We start from the raw sequence: 17,528 nt of genomic DNA on the forward strand, positions 1-17,528 counted from the left end.
GAAGTTAAGCTTCTCAGCGCCGATGGTACTGCACTCGGGAGGGTGTGGGAGAGTAGGTCGCCGCCGGACAATCTTTGTGAGGGGGTTCGACACCTTGAGGGTGTCGGACCCCCTCTTTTTTGTTTCCCAGGGTCAGGTGCGTTGCACAAGGGGAGGGACAGGCGTTGGGGGTTCCCAGCCGGTTTGTGCGGACGTGTGGGCGGGCGTCCGGGACGTTGAGGACGAAGTCGAAGGTCGGCTCCCGCCCCGCCTGTGGGTCGTAGGTTTCATGAGTAAGGCCCGGTTGAAGCTGGTGCCGATGTTGTTGCCGGGGTCGCCGCGGAAGTAGGGCCGCGTCGTGGGGAAGGGCCGGCACCATGCGAACGGGCCTCATCCTTGAACTCCCGAGTGAATCTTCTCTGTTGACGCTTCGGCAACCCTTCCGGATAGTTTCAGCCCCTGACGGGCTGTCTGTCCGGAACCTCGAGGCATCCCAGAGGCAGGTCGGTGCCCAGATGGCACTTCGGTTGTGGAGGTGAGTAGCCTCCGTTTTCTCCATGGGCCACAACATGCGCTCGCCCCGCGTCCGGAGCGCTGCGGGCGGTCAGTAGGGTTGAGGGGTGGATTTTCGTGCGGTTGAACGTGCCATCCTGGAACGCGGCGTCGAGTGGAAGTTCGAGCCGACGCTCGACAGGATCGCGGCTCTCCTGGATCTGCTCGGCTCGCCGCACCGGGCTTACCCGGTCATACACATTGCCGGCACCAACGGGAAGACGAGCACGGCGCGGCTGACGGAGGCGCTGCTCAAGGAGCGCAATCTGCGGGTGGGGCGGTTCACCAGCCCGCATCTGGTCTCGATGCGCGAGCGGATCACCGTTGACGGCGAGCCGTTGAGCGAGGAGCGGTTCGCCCAGGTCTACGAGGAGATCATCCCGTACGTCGAGCTGACGGACGCACAGGGGCCGCGGCGGATCCAGTTCTTCGAGATGCTGACGGCGATGGCTTTCGCGGCCTTCGCGGACACGCCGGTGGACGTCGCCGTGGTCGAGGCGGGCATGGGCGGCTCCTGGGACGCCACGAATGTCGCCGACGGTGCCGTGTCCGTGATCACGCCCATCTCACTGGACCACATGGATCGGCTCGGGCCGGACATTCCGAGCATCGCGTCGGAGAAGGCGGGCATCATCAAGGCCGGCACGACGGCCGTACTCGCTCAGCAGGAGCTGGGCGCGGCCGAGGTGCTGATGCGGCGCGCGGCCGAGGTGGGGGCGGTGGTGGCGCGGGAAGGGCTCGAGTTCGGGGTGCTCAACCGCGAGGTGGCGATCGGCGGGCAGCTGCTCACCCTGCGCGGGCTCAAGGGTGTCTACGATGAGGTCTACCTGCCGCTCTACGGTGCGCACCAGGCGAGCAACGCGGTGTGCGCGCTGGCCGCCGCCGAGGCTCTGACCGGCGGGGACGACCCGCTGGACGGGGACCTGGTGCGGCAGGCGTTCGCGCAGGCGTCCTCGCCCGGGCGCATGGAGGTCGTGCGGCGCACGCCGACGGTGGTGCTCGACGCCGCGCACAACCCCGGCGGTATGCAGGCCACGCTGGAGGGGCTGCACGAGGCGTTCGACTTCGCCAAGGTCATCGGCGTGGTCGCGGTCATGCGCGACAAGGACGTGGACGCGCTGCTGGAGCTCCTGGAGCCGATTCTCGACGAGATCATCGTCACGCGTAACTCCTCGCCGCGTTCGATGGCCCCCGAGGAGTTGGCGGCGCTGGCCGAGCCGCTGTTCGGCGAGGACCGGGTGCACGTCGTCGAGCGGCTGGACGAGGCCATCGACCAGGGCATCGGCCTCGCGGACGCCGAGGGCGAGTTCAGCGGCACCGGGGTGCTCATCACCGGGTCCGTCGTCACGGCGGGGGACGCGCGGCTGCTGCTGAAGGCGGATGGTTCGTGATGAACTTCGAGGTCACGCCAGGTATGCGCAGGCTCGGCGCCTCCGTGCTCGGCATGGAGGCGATCGTGGCGGGGCTGATCACACCCGTGGCGATCACCGTGAGCGGGGTCGCGCCCGCGCTGGCGGTGACCGCCGGGATCGGGCTGGGCGTGTTGTGCGTCGTCGTCGCGGGGCTGCTCAAGAGGCCCTTCGGCTATGTCGCCGGCAGCGTGGTGCAGGTGCTGGCGATCTGTACGGGCTTCCTGGTGCCGGCGATGTTCTTCCTCGGAGCGATCTTCACGGCGCTGTGGATCACTGCCATTATCGTCGCTCGGCGTGTCGAGGGCGCTACTTCCCGCTAAAGTCGGCCAACATGGCCGTCCCCCCTATCCAGCGGTCGCCGTCCGCGGCCGGTCCGAGGTTCGCGTGGGTGCTCGACGTGGTGCTCGGGCTCCTCATCGTGGCCGCGCTGCCGCTGGCGATCATCTCGATCCCCAACACGCTCTCTGTCGTCGCCCGGCTGCTGCCCGGTGACATCGACCAGGTGGCGCTGATGCGCACGCACGGGCTGGCGTTGCCCGCGCTCCTGCTGACCGTGCCGTTCGCGGCCGTGGCGCTGCGCCGGTTCAGGACCGCTCACCTCGTGCTCGCCGGACTGGTGCTGGTCGCCGCGTCCGACGCCGCCGGGGGATACGCGGGCTCCGAGTTCCTGGTCGGAGTCGTACGGGTCGTGCGGGGGGTCGGGGCGGGGATCGTCCTGCCCGCCACGCTGGCGGCCGTCTGGGACCGGGTGCCGGCATTGCGGGCGCTGTGGGTGGGCATGTTCAGCCTGAGCCTGCTGGTGGCTCAGGCGCTGGCCCTGTGGCCGCTCGACGGCGTGAGCGACTGGAAGATCACGCTGCAGCCGTACCCGATGGCGACGGGGGTCGCGCTGGCCCTTGCGGCGGCGTACCTGGTGGCCTGGATGGTGCTCGGCCGGGCGGCCGAGCCCGTTCCCGGCGTCGGCGAGCGCGGGCGGCTGCTGCTGGCGGCCGTGCCCGCCGGTGGCATCGCGGTCGTGGCGATCAGCACCGCCACCGAGGGGTGGCGGTCCGTTCCAGTCATCGTGCTGGCCGCGCTGGCCGTCGTCGGGCTGCTGGCGTTGGGCTCGTTCGGCGCGCCGGAAAGCCGGATGCTGGCGTGCTCCATGGTGGCGGTGGGGGTTGTGCTGCTGCCCAGCGCCGCTCAGGTGACGCTGGTGGAGATGGGCGGGCTCGGAGGTCCCGGGCTGCGGGGGCTGTGGATTCCGTACGGGGTGGCGGGGGTGCTGGGCGTCGGGGCCTCGGTGCTGGTGCGACGCTACGCGCGGGCCGCCGGGCGGTGGCTGGCCCCGCTCGGGTTGTCATCGATGGTGGCGGGGCTCTGCGCCGTCCGGTTGCTGGTGCCCTCGGCCGACGGGCTGGTGCTGGTGGTGCCGTTCGCGCTGATGGTGGTGGGCGCGGCGGTGGCTCTGACGTCGGCGCTGCAGGAGGTGGGGATCGGTGCGGCGGTGTTCGGCCTGTCGTTGTGCGTCGCGGGGGTGCTGGCCGGGTTCCTGCTGGGCACGGGCGTGCAGATGGCGATGTTCGACGGGGTGCGGTCGGCTCAGGAGCTGGTGGACGGTTTCGTGGGGGCGCTGCACTGGTGGGCGTTGATCGGCGGGTTCGTGGTGGTGGGAATCATCGTGCTCGCGTCCGTGCTGGGCCGGCGTTCCGGCGAGTCCGAGGTTGCGGCCGCCGATGGCGGCTCGGGGTCCGGGCCGGAGATGGCGAGTGCTTGTGACGGGGGCGCCGCCGAGCTGGCGGATGAGGATCGGCCGACCGGGGAGGTTCCCCGCGTCGTGGTGCCGGTGCCCGTCAAGGGGGCCTTCGGGCAGGGTGAGCCGTTGCCCGAGGACGAGGGGGCGGCCGACCCGGGGGGCACGGTGCCGGCGGTGCCGCCGCAGGCCCACTCGCCCGAGGACGACGCGTCATCGTAGTGGCTCGTGTGGGGAAACGAGGGTGGGTGCGGACGGTAAGCTGAGGCACAGCCACGGCGACGCGTGGGCCGGTGCCCGCGAAGCGTCTTGCGGTCGGGCCGGATGCCCGCCGCCACCCAGTCTGTTCGAAGGAGAACATCAAGTGTCCGAGCGCACTCTTGTCCTGGTCAAGCCCGACGGGGTAAAGCGGGGCCTCATCGGTGACGTGGTCGCCCGCGTGGAGCGCAAGGGCCTCAAGATCGTGGCGATGGACCTGCGCACCCTCGACGCCGACACCGCCAAGACGCACTACGCCGAGCACTCCGAGCGGCCGTTCTTCGGCGAGCTGGTCGACTTCATCACGTCCGGGCCGCTCGTGGCCATGGTGCTGGAGGGCCCGCGGGCCGTGGAGGCATTCCGCGCGCTGGCCGGCCTCACCGACCCGGTCAAGTCGCCTCCCGGCACGATCCGGGGCGACCACGCCCTCGAGATCTCGGAGAACATCGTGCACGGCTCCGACTCGCCCGAGTCCGCCGCCAGGGAGATCAAGATCTTCTTCCCGGACCGCTTCTGACCGGTTCCCCTCACACCCGCGCGCCCGTGCAGCCTCGGCTGTGCGGGCGCGCGGTTCTGTCGGTGGGGCCCCGTAGGGTTGGGCCCTGGATCCGATGGGAGGGACGGCTCTGGACGGGTGGTTTTGGAGCGTTCCATCATCCGATCGGATGTTGTGGTGCAATCCGGGCAAAATTGGGGTTGAGGCAGGGGCTGGAGATTTTTGTAGGGCGCGAAGGCTCATTGCGCCCATCGGTGGGTACGTCACGTTACGATTCGAATTCGATCCGTAGTCATTCGCGAACGACGATACGGAGGGCTCCGTTCCCCATGGGCAGCAAGCTCGCGTTCCTGGGCCGTGACATGGCGGTCGACCTGGGCACCGCCAACACACTGGTCTACGTGCGCGGCCGGGGCATCGTGCTCAACGAGCCGTCAGTCGTAGCGATCAACACGGTCAGCGGAAAGATAGTCGCGGTCGGCATCGAGGCCAAGAGGATGATCGGCCGCACACCTGGCAACATCGTCGCGGTCCGCCCGCTCAAGGATGGCGTGATCGCGGACTTCGACATCACTGAGCGGATGTTGCGATATTTCATCCAAAGAGTGCACAGGCGGCATCATTTCGCCAAGCCGCGGATCATCATCGCCGTGCCGAGCGGCATCACCAGCGTTGAGCAGCGCGCGGTGAAGGAAGCCGGATACGCGGCGGGCGCCAGAAAGGTCTACATCGTCGAGGAGCCGATGGCGGCCGCCATCGGGGCCGGACTGCCGGTGCACGAGCCCACCGGCAACATGGTGGTCGACATCGGCGGCGGCACCACCGAGGTGGCGATCATCTCGATGGGCGGCGTCGTCACCAGCCAGTCGATCAGGGTGGGCGGCGACGAGCTGGACCAGGCGGTGATCGCGTTCGCCAAGAAGGAATACTCGCTCATGCTCGGGGAGCGCACGGCCGAGGAGATCAAGATGGCCATCGGCTCGGCCGGCCCCGGCCACGAGGAGTCACACGCGGAGATCCGCGGCCGTGACCTGGTCAGCGGCCTGCCCAAGACCATCGTGGTGTCGAGCGAGGAGATCAGGAAGGCCATCGAGGAGCCGGTCAACGCGATCGTGGACACGGTCAAGACCACGCTCGACAAGTGCCCGCCCGAGCTGGCGGGGGACATCATGGACCGCGGCATCGCGCTCACCGGCGGTGGCGCGCTGCTCAAGGGGTTGGACGAGCGGGTCAGGACGGAGACGGGCATGCCCGTGCACCTCGTCGACAACGCCCTCGACTCCGTCGCCATCGGTTCCGGCAAGTGCGCTGAGGAGTTCGAGGCGCTGCAGCAGGTTTTGGTGCCGGAGTCGCGGCACTGATGAGAGACTCGCGCCGGGCCCGGCTGATCCTGGGAGCGCTGCTGACGGCGGCGCTGGTCATCCTGACCATCGACCATCGCACCGGTGAGAGCTCGCCGCTGCACCCGTTGCGGGCGGCCGGATCGTGGCTGTTCGGCACGGCCGAGCGGTTCGGGGGCGGGGTCGTGCGGCCGGTCGGCGGGTTCGTGCAGGCCCTGCTCAGCGCGCCGGAGGCGCAGGAGCGCATCCGCAAACTCAAGGTGGAGAATTCCCGGCTTCAGGCGGGCCTGGTGGCCAGCAAGCTCGACGAGTCCCGGTCCAAGGAGCTGCGGCAGTTGCTGGGGCTCGCGGGGATCGGCGGATACAAGGTGGTCACGGCCAACGTGGTCGCCCGGCGCGGCCAGCCGGGCTTCGAGGACGCCGTGCAGATCGACGCGGGCACCGTGGACGGCATTCGCCCGGAGATGACCGTGCTCAACGGCGAGGGGCTGGTCGGGCGGATCATCCAGGCCTCGGCGCACACCTCGACCGTGGTGCTGCTGAGCGACCCGGCCTCGGCCGTCGGCGCGCGCCTGGAGGGCGCCAAGGAGATCGGCGTGGTGCACGGGGTGGGGGAGAACGGGCGGCTCGTCCAGTTCCGGCTGCTCGACTCGACGGCGCCGCTGACCAGGGGCGGGCGGATCGTCAGCTTCGGCTCGCAGAACGGCAGGCCCTACGTGCCCGGGGTCCCGATCGGGGTGATAGAGCGGGTGGAGTCCACGCCGGGGGAGCTGACGCGGATCGCGTACGCGCGGCCATACGCGGACATGACGGCGCTTGACGTGGTCGGCGTGGTGGTGGAGGCGCCCAGGCGGGACCCCAGGGACGCGGTGCTGCCGGCCAAGGAGGGGGCACGGTGAGCGGGGTCTGGCGGGTCATCGCGATGATCGGGGGGCGGTTCGGCGACATCCGGGGCGGACAGGGCGCGGTGAGCGGGGCCTTGCCCGGCAGGAGGGCGGTGGTCGCGGGGCCGGATCGGAAGGTCCGGCGGAGGTCCGCGAGCGCGGTGCGGCGGAGCGCTCTCCTTTGGGAGCGGGGGGCGGTTCGGCGGCGAAGGGGCGAGATTCGGGGTGACTGCCGGCGTAGTGGTGCCGTCATGTGGGTTTCGTTCGTGGCGGTTCGGCGGGGCGTGGCGGTTCGGCGGGCCGTGGGTGATGGCGTCGCCGCCGGCGTTCGTGGTGCTTCGGGGGTTGCGGGCGTTCATGTTCGTGGTGAGGTCGGCGGTCACGATATTCGGGTGGCGGTGAGCGTGGGGGCCGGTGAGGAGGCGTTGCGATGATCGGGGGGCTGTCCGTGCTGCTGGCGTTGCTGGCGCAGGTCATGCTGGTCAATCGGGTGCCGCTGCCCGCGGGGGGCGCGCCCGATCTGGTGTTGCTGGCCGTGATCGGGGCGGCGTTGGCGCGCGGGCCGGCCGAAGGGGCCATCCTCGGGTTCCTCGCCGGGGTGCTCGTCGACATCATGCCGCCGACCGCACACCTCGTCGGACAGTACGCGTTCGTGCTGGCGCTGGTCGGTTACGTCGCGGGGCGTGGCGCCGGTGGGCCCGCGACGACCGTGGTTCTGTGCGTGTTGATGGGGCCTGTGCTGGCCGCGGCCGTAGGCGGGCTGATCTCCGATCCACGGGTGACGATGTCCACCTGGACCGAGAAGGTGCCGGTCAGCATCGTCTACACCCTGCTCGTCTCCCCGGTCGTGATCTGGCTGACCATGCGGGACAGACCGGCGAGGTTGTCGACATGATCAAGATGCGCACCCGGCTGCTCGTGCTGCACGTGCTCGTGCTGACGCTGCTCGCCGTGCTGACCGTGCGCCTGTGGCAGGTGCAGGTGGTGCGCGGGCAGGAGTTCGTGACGCGGGCGACGGAGACCCGGACTCGGGCCGTGCTGGTGCCGGCCGTGCGCGGGCAGATCCTCGACTCGCGGGGGCGGCCGCTGGTGCGCAACAAGACCGCGCTGGTCGTCTCCGTGGACAGGGCCAGGCTCATGAGGCTGCCGGATGGCGGCAAGCAGGTGCTGACCAAGCTGTCCGCGGTGCTCGGCAAGCCTGTCGCGCAGTTGCAGCAGCGCATCACGCCGTGCGGGCCCGGCGTCTCCAAGCCGTGCTGGACCGGGTCGCCCTACCAGCCGGTTCCGCTGGACGAGAAGGTGGACACCCGGGAGGCGCTGCAGATCCTCGAGCGGCAGGAGGAGTTCCCCGGTGTGACGGCGGAGATCCACTCCGTACGGCAATATCCGGGGGGCCGGGCCGGGGCGCAGATGCTCGGCTACCTGCAGCCGGTCACCGAGGCCGAGCTGGAGAAACGTGAGGGGCTCAAGGCCAGCTTCTCCGGAGTGGACCTGGTCGGGCGGGACGGGCTGGAATACATCTACGACGACGCGTTGCGTGGTAAGTCGGGATTGCGGCGGGTCCAGGTGGACCGGATGGGCAAGGCGCTGGGGGTCGAGGAGCAGATCGCGCCCGTGCCCGGTGACCATCTGGTCACCAGCATCGACTCGCGGGTGCAGGACGTGGTGGAGAAGGCGCTGGCCAAGGCGATGAAGTCCGCACCGGCGGCCGACGGCGGGGCTGGGGTGGTGCTCGACGCCCGTACGGGGCGGGTGGTGGCGGTGGCCAGTGCGCCCGGATACGACCCGGCGATCTGGGCGGGCGGGATCTCGACGCGGGGCTATCAGTGGCTGCTGTCGGACAAGTCGGGCAAGCCGCTGGTGTCGCGGGCGATCAACGGGCAGTTCGCACCGGGATCGACGTTCAAGATCTCGTCGGTGACGGCGATGCTGCGGGCCGGATATCCGCTCAACGGCACGTACGGGTGCCCCGGCTCGGTCATGGTGGGCGGTCGGGCGTTCAACAACTTCCGCGGGATCGGCCTGGGCACGCTCAGCATGCACACCGCGCTGGTCAGGTCGTGCGACACGATCTTCTACCAGGCCGCGTACGAGCAGTATCTCAAAGACGGTGGGCGCAATCCGAAGAAGCCGCCGAAGGAGGTGTTCTCCAACACGGCCAGGGCGTTCGGGTTCGGCGAGCGGACCGGGGTGGACCTGCCTGGCGAGTCTTCCGGGCGCATTCCGGACCGGAAGTGGAAGAAGGACCTGTGGAACCAGACCAGCGCCGTGAACTGTGAGCGGTCCCGTAAGGGTTATCCCGAGGTGAAGGACAGGGCGCGGGCGGACTTCCTCAAGCGGCTCGCGCTGGAGAACTGCACCGAGGGGTTCCTGCTGCGGCCCGGTGACTCGGCCAACTTCTCCATCGGTCAGGGCGACGTGCTGGTGACCCCCATGCAGTTGGCCAGGGCGTACATGGCGCTGGTGAGTGATGGCAAGCTGCGCAGCCCGCGCATCGGGTGGGCGCAGGTGCGGCCCGACGGCAAGGTGGTCAAGACCATCGACGTGCCGGTGGTGGGCAAGCTCCCGCTCAGCGAGAAGGAACGGCTCTACATCAAGAACGCGCTGAGCCAGGTCACCGAGGACGGCACCGCGGCGGGGGCCTTCTCTGGATGGCCGATGGACAAGATTCGCATCGGGGGCAAGACCGGCACCGCGGAGGTGTGGGGGAAGCAGGACACCTCGTGGTTTGCCTCCTTCGCGCCCGCCAAGAAGCCGCAGTACGTGGTGGTGGTCATGGTGTCCCAGGGTGGGATGGGGGCGCAGACGGCGGCGCCTGCGGTGCGGGAGATTTATGAGGGGATCTACGGCATCAAGCAGCCCCAGGCCGTGCCCGGGGGGCGGCTGACGACACGGCTGCCGAGGTTCGCACCCGACGGGACGGTGGCCAGGGGATGAAGGCCCTGGGGTGTTGTGTCGAGCGCGGAGGTGGCGGCCCGGAACGTTGGTGGCTGCGCGGGGCGCTTCAGGGCAGGGCGTGGCTGCTGGGCGGTGGGCTGTTTGGGAGGTCGCTGCCAGCGGTGGTGGGGCGTTCGAGGCGTGAGTGGTTGCGCGGGGTGTCTCGGGGCGGGGCGGCCTTCGATTGCCTCGCGTCGGTGCGTTTGGGGGCCGGGGATGGCCTTGGCGGGGTCCTTGGGTGGGTTGGGGGTGCGGGGTGATTGATCGGGCTATGGGTGTTCGGCGTCCCTCGCTGTTGCGGAGGGTGGCCGGCGAGGAGTCGGCGGTGCGGCGGCTCGATGGGCTGATGTTGGTCGCCGTGGCCGGGTTGTGTGTGATCGGCACGTTGTTGGTGTGGTCGTCCACGCGGACCTGGGCCCCTGGGTCTACTGGGCTCGTGAAGAAGCACCTGCTCAATGAGGTGATCGGGGTCGTTTTGTGTGGCGTCGTGGCGATGGTTGACCATCGGGCGATGCGGGCCTATGCGCCCTTGGTGTTTCTGGTGTCCCTGATCGGATTGGGGCTGGTGCTCACGCCGCTGGGGGCGACGATCAACGGGTCGCACTCGTGGATCCTGCTCGGGGGCGGGTTCGCGGTGCAGCCGTCCGAGTTCGCCAAGGTCGGGTTGGTGCTGGTGATCGCCATGTTGCTGGCGCAGCCGGCCGAGGGGACCGATCGGCCGCGCGGGCTTGATCTCGCACTGGCGCTCATCGCCGCGTTGTTCACGATGGGGCTGGTGATGTTGCAGCCCGACCTGGGCACGGCCATGGTGCTGGCGGTGATCACGGCGTCCGGACTGATCATCGCGGGGGTGCGCAAACGCTGGATCGGGGCGTTGGCGCTGGTCGCGGCGGCCGGGATCTTCGCGGTGTTCTACTTCCAGATGCTGGAGCCGTACCAGGTGGCGCGGTTCACGGCGTTTGTTGATCCGAATGTCGATCCGCGGGGTGTGGGGTACAACAGCACGCAGTCGATGATCGCGATCGGGTCGGGGCAGTTGCTGGGGAAGGGGCTGCTCGGTGGGGGACAGACGACCGGGCGGTTCGTGCCGGAGCAGCACACGGACTTCATCTTCACGGTGGCGGGGGAGGAGTTCGGGTTCCTCGGGTCGGTGACCGTCGTGCTGCTGCTGGGTGTGGTGCTGTTGCGGGGGCTCCAGATCGCCAGGCGGTGCGAGGATCGGTTCGGCACGCTGGTGGCGGGGATGATCGTGTGCTGGTTCGCGTTTCAGACGTTCATCAATGTGGGGATGACGATCGGGATCATGCCGATCACCGGGTTGCCGCTGCCGTTCGTGTCGTATGGCGGCACCGCCACATTCGCGAATCTCATCGCGGTCGGGATGCTGCAGGCCATCAAGATGCGAAGACAGTCGTTTAATTAGGTGTTTGTTCGTTGCCTGTCGCGAGGAGTGCTTTCTGCTCCCCGCGAACCGTGTCGGCGGCGTGCATGATCCAGCCAGCGGGGTCTGCGGGGTCTGCGGGGTCTGCGGGGTCTGCGGGGTCTGCGGGGTCTGCGGGGTCTGCGGGGTCTGCGGGGTCTGCCAGGAATCAGTCGGGTCATTAGGGCCAGCGGGGTCGGGTCAGCGTTGAGCTGACCTGCTATGTGGGGTGCCACATCGTGGTTCTCGGCGGAAATGACGTGGTTTTCAGCGGGAAAGGCATCGACATCCCTGGACCTGTGACCGTCTGAGCGCCGCTACCCTGGACGGTATGCCTGTCGAGTCGATATTCCCCCGCCTGGAAGCGCTGCTGCCGAAGGTGCAGAAGCCCATCCAGTACGTCGGGGGTGAGCTCAACTCGACCGTCAAGGACTGGGACTCCACCGACGTGCGGTGGGCGTTGATGTATCCGGACGCCTACGAGGTCGGTCTGCCCAACCAGGGTGTGGCGATCCTCTACGAGATCCTCAATGAGCTGCCCCGGACGCTGGCCGAGCGCACCTACGCGGTCTGGCCGGACCTTGAGGCGCTCATGCGCGCCGAGGGCGTGCCGCAGTTCACCGTGGACGCGCACCGGCCGGTCCGTGCCTTCGACGTGCTCGGAGTGTCGTTCTCCACCGAGCTCGGCTACACCAACCTGCTGACCGCGCTCGACCTGGCAGGCATCCCGCTGTCGGCCGTGGACCGGGGCGAGGACGATCCGATCGTGCTCGCGGGCGGCCACGCGGCCTTCAACCCCGAGCCGGTCGCCGACTTCATCGACGCGGCCGTGCTGGGCGACGGCGAGCAGATCTCCATCGCCATCTCCGAGGTCGTCCGCGAGTGGAAGGCCGAGGGCCGGCCGGGCGGGCGGGACGAGTTGCTGATGCGGCTCGCGGAGTCCGGTGGGGTTTATGTGCCGAAGTTCTACGACGTGGACTACCACCCGGACGGGCGGATCAAGCGGGTCGCGCCCAACAGGGGCGAGGTGCCGTGGCGGGTGCACAAGCACACCGTGATGGACCTCGACGAGTGGCCCTATCCAAAGAAACCGCTGGTCCCGCTGGCGGAGACGGTGCACGAGCGGTTCAGCGTGGAGATCTTCCGCGGCTGCACGCGGGGGTGCCGGTTCTGCCAGGCAGGCATGATCACCCGTCCGGTGCGCGAACGTTCGATCACCACCATCGGGGCCATGGTCGACAACGGCATCAAGGAGTCCGGCTTCAACGAGGTCGGCCTGCTGTCCCTGTCGTCCGCCGACCACTCCGAGATCGGCGACATCGCCAAGGGCCTGGCCGACCGCTACGAGGGCACCAACACCTCGTTGTCGCTGCCCTCGACCCGGGTCGACGCGTTCAACATCGATCTGGCCAACGAGTTCTCCAGGAACGGCCGGCGCTCGGGGCTGACGTTCGCGCCGGAGGGCGGCTCGGAGCGCATGCGCAAGGTGATCAACAAGATGGTCAGCGAGGAAGACCTGATCCGCACCGTCACCACGGCCTATTCGCAGGGGTGGCGGCAGGTCAAGCTCTACTTCATGTGCGGGCTGCCCACCGAGCAGGACGAGGACGTGCTGGGCATCGCCGACCTGGCCAAGAAGGTCATCAAGGCGGGCCGCGAGGCCACCGGCAGCCGTGACATCCGCTGCACCGTCTCCATCGGCGGTTTCGTGCCCAAGCCCCACACCCCGTTCCAGTGGGCCGGGCAGGCCGACCACGAGACCGTCGACCGGCGGCTCAAGGCCCTGCGCGACTCGGTCAGGGGCGATAAGCAATATGGCAGGGCCATCGGGTTCCGCTATCACGACGGCAAGCCGTCCATCGTGGAAGGGCTGCTGTCGCGGGGCGACCGCCGGGTCGGTGCCGTGATCAGGACCGTGTGGGAGGACGGCGGCCGGTTCGACGGCTGGAGCGAGCACTTCTCGTACGAGCGCTGGATGGCGGCGGCCGAGAAGGCCGGCGTGGACGTGGACTGGTACACCACGCGCGAGCGCGAGGAGAACGAGGTCCTGCCATGGGACCATCTCGACGCCGGGCTCGATCGCGAATGGCTCTGGCAGGACTGGCAGGAGGCCGTCTCCGGCGCCGAGGTCGAGGACTGCCGCTGGACCCCGTGCTATGACTGCGGCGTCTGCCCCACTATGGGGACAGAAATCCAAATTGGCCCCACCGGGCGAAAACTCCTCCCTCTCACAGTGGTCTAGCGCGCTCAGTGGGCGAGCCGTGCCTCGGCGTACACGAAGCATGCGCCGGGGCGGCTTATCCTGGGACGAAGGAACTCTGATAAGGGAAGGACGACAAGCTCTGAAACCTGTTCCCGAAGGGCCTCCGCCCGCGCCCACGGTGCAGCGCCTGCGTGTGCGTTACGCCAAGCGCGGCCGCCTGCGCTTCACCAGCCACCGCGACATCTCGCGGGCCGTTGAGAGAGCGGTCCGCCGTGCCGGCATTCCGGTGGCCTACAGCGCGGGTTTCTCGCCCCACCCCAAGATCTCCTACGCGGGCGCGGCGCCGACCGGCGTCGCCAGCGAAGCCGAATACCTCGAGATCGGTGTTACCACGCCGTGCGATCCCGACCAGGTCAGACAGGGCCTGGACGAGTCGTTGCCGTCTGGGCTCGATGTGCTCGACGTTGTGGAGGCGGGTCCGGGAGGGCTGGCCGATCGCTTGGAGGTCTCCGACTGGGAGGTGCGGCTGCCCGGTGCCGATCGCGAGCTCGCCGAGGTGGCGGCGGAGAAGTTCCTCGCGACGGGCACCGTGGAGGTCGAGCGCCTCACCAAGAAGGGTCTCCGCCGTTTCGACGCGCGTGAGGCCGTCCTGGGGTTGACGGTGTCCAAGGGAGCAGACAGAACCGCAGCTCAGGTGCCTGGAGAGCCGTGTGTCATACTGCGCATGGTTGTTCGGCACATGACGCCTGCCGTTCGACCCGACGATGTGCTCACAGGGCTGCGCCTTGTGGCCGACTTCGCGCCGCCGGTTCCCCCCGAGGTGACCAGGCTGGCGCAGGGGCCGCTCGACGTCAGCACCGGTGCGCTTGCCGACCCGCTCGACCTGGACCGCGATATCACGCGCGGCGGCGAGGCGGGACTGGCGGGTGAGCACGTCGCCGGTTAAGGAAGTGCCCTGCGCGAGCCGGGCACGACCGCTGACAGGACTTGGCGCCGGCATCTCCTCACCGGAGGAGGTGCCGGCGGACAACGAGACACGAGGGCTCCTGCGCGGCGCGGCGACGCGCCCGGGGGCTGACGGGAGAGCGCCCGCATGCTCGACAACGAGCCCAACGGGGTCATTGGCCCTGACGGGGAGACAATTGAACAGCCCGAGGTGACCAAGCGTCGCCGCTCCGCCAGCCGCCCCGCGGGTCCCCCGCCGGAGCTGCCCGAGGAGCCGGCCGCCACCCCGGTCACCGTTTCCGCTGCCCAGGCCGCACCGTCCGTGGCCGAGGTGCAGGAAGTACGGAGCAACGCCGCACAGCGTGCCGCCGGCGAGCCCGGCCCCGACGTTCTGGCGGCCGTCTCCAGTACGGTCGCCTCTGATGCCGGAACGGTCCCCACGCCGGTGGCGGAGAGTCCGGCGGAGGCCGTCACCGGGCCCGTCGCTGAGACCGTCACCGGGCCCGTGGATGAGGCCGTCGCGGAGGAGAAGCCCAAGCGGGCCACGAGGACGCGGTCCACGGCCACGACGACGCGGCGCCGTACGACGAAGAAGGCCGCCGAGGAGCCGGAGGCCGGGGGAGCGCTCCCGGAGGAGGGGGCGCCCGCCGAGGAGCCCGCTCCCAAGCGCCGCACCAGGGCCCGCAAGAAGGCGGAGCCGGAAGAGGCGGTCGTGACCGCCGAGGCGCCTGTTGCGGCGCCCGAGCCGGCCGGTACGGCCGCCGCCGGGGCCGGTGAGGGCCTCCAGGCGCGTGCCGAGGGCGAGGCAGCCGCCGGCAACGGCCAGATCGCACTGGGCGGTGGCACCCCGGCAGGCGGTGCCGGGGCCGAGCAGGTCGAGGCGGTGCCCGCCGGCGCTCAAGCCGCCGGAGCCGGTGGTGACGCCGGGACCGTGCGGGCCGGTGGCGCGGAGGCGGCCGCCGGGGGAGCCGAGACGGCTTCCGAAGACGACGACATCATGGAGATCCTGCCCGAGGACGAGCCGCTCGACGACGAGCCCGCCGGGGAGGACCTCGACGAGGACGTGGTGCGGCCGAGCCTGCTCGCCGACCCGTTCGGGTTCTCCGCGCGGCAACAGGACGAGCCGGGCGCCGCGTTCCAGCGGCCCGCCGCGATCTTCGCGCCGCTGTTCCAGGCGCCCGACGTGAGCAAGGCCAAGCCCGTCACCCGGCGGCCGGAGCCGCAGCCCGAGCCGGAGCCGGAGGAGGCCGAGGAGCCCGTCGACGAGTCCGTGACCGAGGACGACTCCGACTCCGACGCCGACACCTCCGACGAGCAGGAGGAGGAAGGCGGCAGCCGGCGTCGGCGCCGCCGCCGGGGCGGCCGGGGGCGCGGCAAGTCGCGCGAGCGTGATGACTCCGAGGACGGCGAGGAGTCCGAGGACGAGGAGTCCGAGGAGGAGCAGGGCGAGGAGGCCCAGGAAGAGGAGTCCTCCGGCTCCCGCCGACGGCGCCGCCGCCGTCGCCGGGGTGGCGACGAGGGCGCCGAGCCGGCCAGCGACGACCCGCCGAACACGGTGGTGCGCATCCGCGCCCCGCGCTCGGGGCGCGCGGCCTCGCACGACATCGCCACCGACGGCGTGCAGAGCGTGCGCGGCTCCACCCGGCTCGAGGCCAAGAAGCAGCGCCGCCGTGAGGGCCGCGAGCTCGGCCGCAGGCGGCCGCCGATCATCACGGAGTCGGAGTTCCTGGCCCGCCGGGAGTCCGTCGACCGGATGATGGTGGTGCGCAGGCAGGGCGACCGTACGCAGATCGCGGTGCTGGAGGACGGCGTGCTCGTCGAGCACTACGTCAACCGCGAGGCCAGCCAGTCCTACGTCGGCAACGTCTACCTCGGCAAGGTCCAGAACGTGCTGCCCTCGATGGAGGCGGCGTTCGTGGACATCGGCAAGGGCAGGAACGCCGTCCTGTACGCCGGCGAGGTGAACTTCGACACCGCCGGCCTCGAAGGGCAGCCCAAGCGCATCGAGGCCGCCCTGAAGTCGGGGCAGTCGGTGCTCGTGCAGGTCACGAAGGACCCGATCGGGCACAAGGGCGCCCGGCTCACGTCGCAGATCAGCCTGCCTGGTCGTTACCTGGTCTACGTTCCCGACGGGTCGATGACCGGGATCAGCCGCAAGCTGCCCGACAAGGAGCGCACCCGGCTCAAGAGCATCCTGAAGAAGGTCATGCCGGAGAACGCCGGGGTGATCGTCCGTACCGCCGCCGAGGGCGCCTCCGAGGAGGAGCTGGCCCGCGACGTGGCGCGGCTGTCCGCGCAGTGGGAGAACATCCAGAAGAAGGCCAAGTCGGCCAGCCCGCCCGAGCTGCTGTCCGCCGAGCCGGACCTCACGATCCGGGTCGTACGGGACGTCTTCAACGAGGACTTCACCTCGCTGGTCGTGCAGGGCGGCGACGCCTGGGACACGGTCGACGAATACGTCAAGTACGTCGCGCCGCACCTGGCCGAGCGCCTGTCGAAGTGGGACGGCGAACCGGGCGACGTGTTCGAGTCGTACCGGATCGACGAGCAACTGGGCAAGGCGCTCGAGCGCAAGGTGTGGCTGCCGAGCGGCGGCTCGCTGGTCATCGACCGTACCGAGGCGATGACCGTCGTCGACGTCAACACCGGCAAGTTCACCGGGCAGGGCGGCAACCTCGAAGAGACCGTCACGCGCAACAACCTGGAGGCGGCCGAGGAGATCGTCCGCCAGCTCAGGCTCCGGGACATCGGCGGGATCATCGTCATCGACTTCATCGACATGGTGCTGGAGTCCAACCGGGACCTGGTGCTGCGGCGGCTGCTGGAGTGCCTGGCCCGCGACAGGACCAAGCACCAGGTGGCCGAGGTGACCTCGCTGGGGCTGGTCCAGATGACGCGTAAGCGGGTCGGACAGGGGCTGCTGGAGGCGTTCTCGACGTCTTGTGAGTGCTGCAACGGGCGTGGCGTGCTGATCTCGACCGAGCCGGTCGAGGCCAAGCCGGAGCCGCGCGGCACTCAGGGCAAGATGGCCGTCGAGAAGGCGGTCGCGGACAAGGTTTCCGCCGCCAAGGACTCCGCCAACCGTGATACCGTGACCGGTGCGCTTGAAGACGTCCCGGCAGAGGACGACCAGGCCAGCCAGACTTCCGGCAGAGGGCGGCGACGCTCGCGCCGTACCAAGTCCGCCGAGTAGATCGCTCGGCAGGCTTCCGACGTTCCGTCCGGTTCGCCTAGGGGACCGTTAATCCGGTACCCTGGTGAACCGGTGCGTCAGGTGACGTGCCCTGTTGGCGCGCTTGCTCGGTTCGTCGGTTTGAGACAGGCCGAATGACAGGCGCAGCATTTCGGCGGTCGCTTAGGCGGCTGATGT

Annotated in this window: 12 protein-coding genes; all 12 read left to right on the forward strand. The window is 69.6% G+C overall.

Annotated features, from left to right (window positions below; translation table 11 throughout):
• Window positions 1-599: 599 nt before the first annotated feature.
• The 12 genes from ABGB18_RS29240 (at window position 600) to ABGB18_RS29295 (ending at window position 17,351) form a co-directional block, all read left to right on the forward strand.
• Window positions 600-1,922, forward strand: a complete 1,323-nt coding sequence (locus ABGB18_RS29240; protein WP_347698839.1) for a folylpolyglutamate synthase/dihydrofolate synthase family protein — start codon at window positions 600-602, stop codon at window positions 1,920-1,922.
• Window positions 1,922-2,263, forward strand: coding sequence for a DUF4233 domain-containing protein (locus ABGB18_RS29245; RefSeq protein WP_347699031.1), 342 nt, complete (start codon window positions 1,922-1,924; stop codon window positions 2,261-2,263). Before ABGB18_RS29240 ends, ABGB18_RS29245 begins: the two co-directional genes overlap by 1 nt.
• An 11-nt stretch (window positions 2,264-2,274) precedes the next feature.
• On the forward strand, window positions 2,275-3,897 hold the full coding sequence (locus ABGB18_RS29250; RefSeq protein WP_347698840.1) for a hypothetical protein: 1,623 nt from the start codon (window positions 2,275-2,277) through the stop codon (window positions 3,895-3,897).
• Window positions 3,898-4,039: 142 nt separating this feature from the next.
• Window positions 4,040-4,450: a nucleoside-diphosphate kinase gene (gene ndk, locus ABGB18_RS29255; RefSeq protein WP_347698841.1), complete on the forward strand. Its 411-nt coding sequence runs from the start codon at window positions 4,040-4,042 to the stop codon at window positions 4,448-4,450.
• A 308-nt stretch (window positions 4,451-4,758) separates the two neighbouring features.
• A complete protein-coding gene (locus ABGB18_RS29260) occupies window positions 4,759-5,790 on the forward strand; it encodes a rod shape-determining protein (RefSeq protein ID WP_347698842.1) in 1,032 nt (343 codons plus the stop codon).
• Window positions 5,790-6,668, forward strand: a complete 879-nt coding sequence (mreC, locus tag ABGB18_RS29265) for a rod shape-determining protein MreC (RefSeq protein WP_347698843.1) — start codon at window positions 5,790-5,792, stop codon at window positions 6,666-6,668. The genes ABGB18_RS29260 and mreC overlap by 1 nt, the downstream gene beginning before the upstream one ends.
• A 415-nt stretch (window positions 6,669-7,083) precedes the next feature.
• Entirely contained in the window at window positions 7,084-7,548 is a 465-nt protein-coding gene (mreD, locus tag ABGB18_RS29270; protein ID WP_347698844.1) for a rod shape-determining protein MreD, read from the forward strand.
• A complete protein-coding gene (gene mrdA / locus ABGB18_RS29275) occupies window positions 7,545-9,590 on the forward strand; it encodes a penicillin-binding protein 2 (protein WP_347698845.1) in 2,046 nt (681 codons plus the stop codon). Before mreD ends, mrdA begins: the two co-directional genes overlap by 4 nt.
• 271 nt (window positions 9,591-9,861) lie before the next feature.
• A complete protein-coding gene (rodA, locus tag ABGB18_RS29280; RefSeq protein ID WP_347698846.1) occupies window positions 9,862-11,013 on the forward strand; it encodes a rod shape-determining protein RodA in 1,152 nt (383 codons plus the stop codon).
• Between the two features lie 328 nt (window positions 11,014-11,341).
• Window positions 11,342-13,252 (forward strand): TIGR03960 family B12-binding radical SAM protein, encoded by a 1,911-nt coding sequence (locus ABGB18_RS29285; protein WP_347698847.1) that lies wholly within the window; start codon window positions 11,342-11,344, stop codon window positions 13,250-13,252.
• A 139-nt stretch (window positions 13,253-13,391) separates the two neighbouring features.
• A complete protein-coding gene (locus tag ABGB18_RS29290) occupies window positions 13,392-14,159 on the forward strand; it encodes a TIGR03936 family radical SAM-associated protein (protein WP_347698848.1) in 768 nt (255 codons plus the stop codon).
• A gap of 147 nt (window positions 14,160-14,306) precedes the next feature.
• Window positions 14,307-17,351: an Rne/Rng family ribonuclease gene (locus ABGB18_RS29295; protein ID WP_347698849.1), complete on the forward strand. Its 3,045-nt coding sequence runs from the start codon at window positions 14,307-14,309 to the stop codon at window positions 17,349-17,351.
• Window positions 17,352-17,528: the final 177 nt, after the last annotated feature.

It is taken from the genome of Nonomuraea sp. B12E4 (assembly GCF_039871825.1).
In the GTDB taxonomy this organism is placed as follows: Bacteria; Actinomycetota; Actinomycetes; order Streptosporangiales; family Streptosporangiaceae; genus Nonomuraea.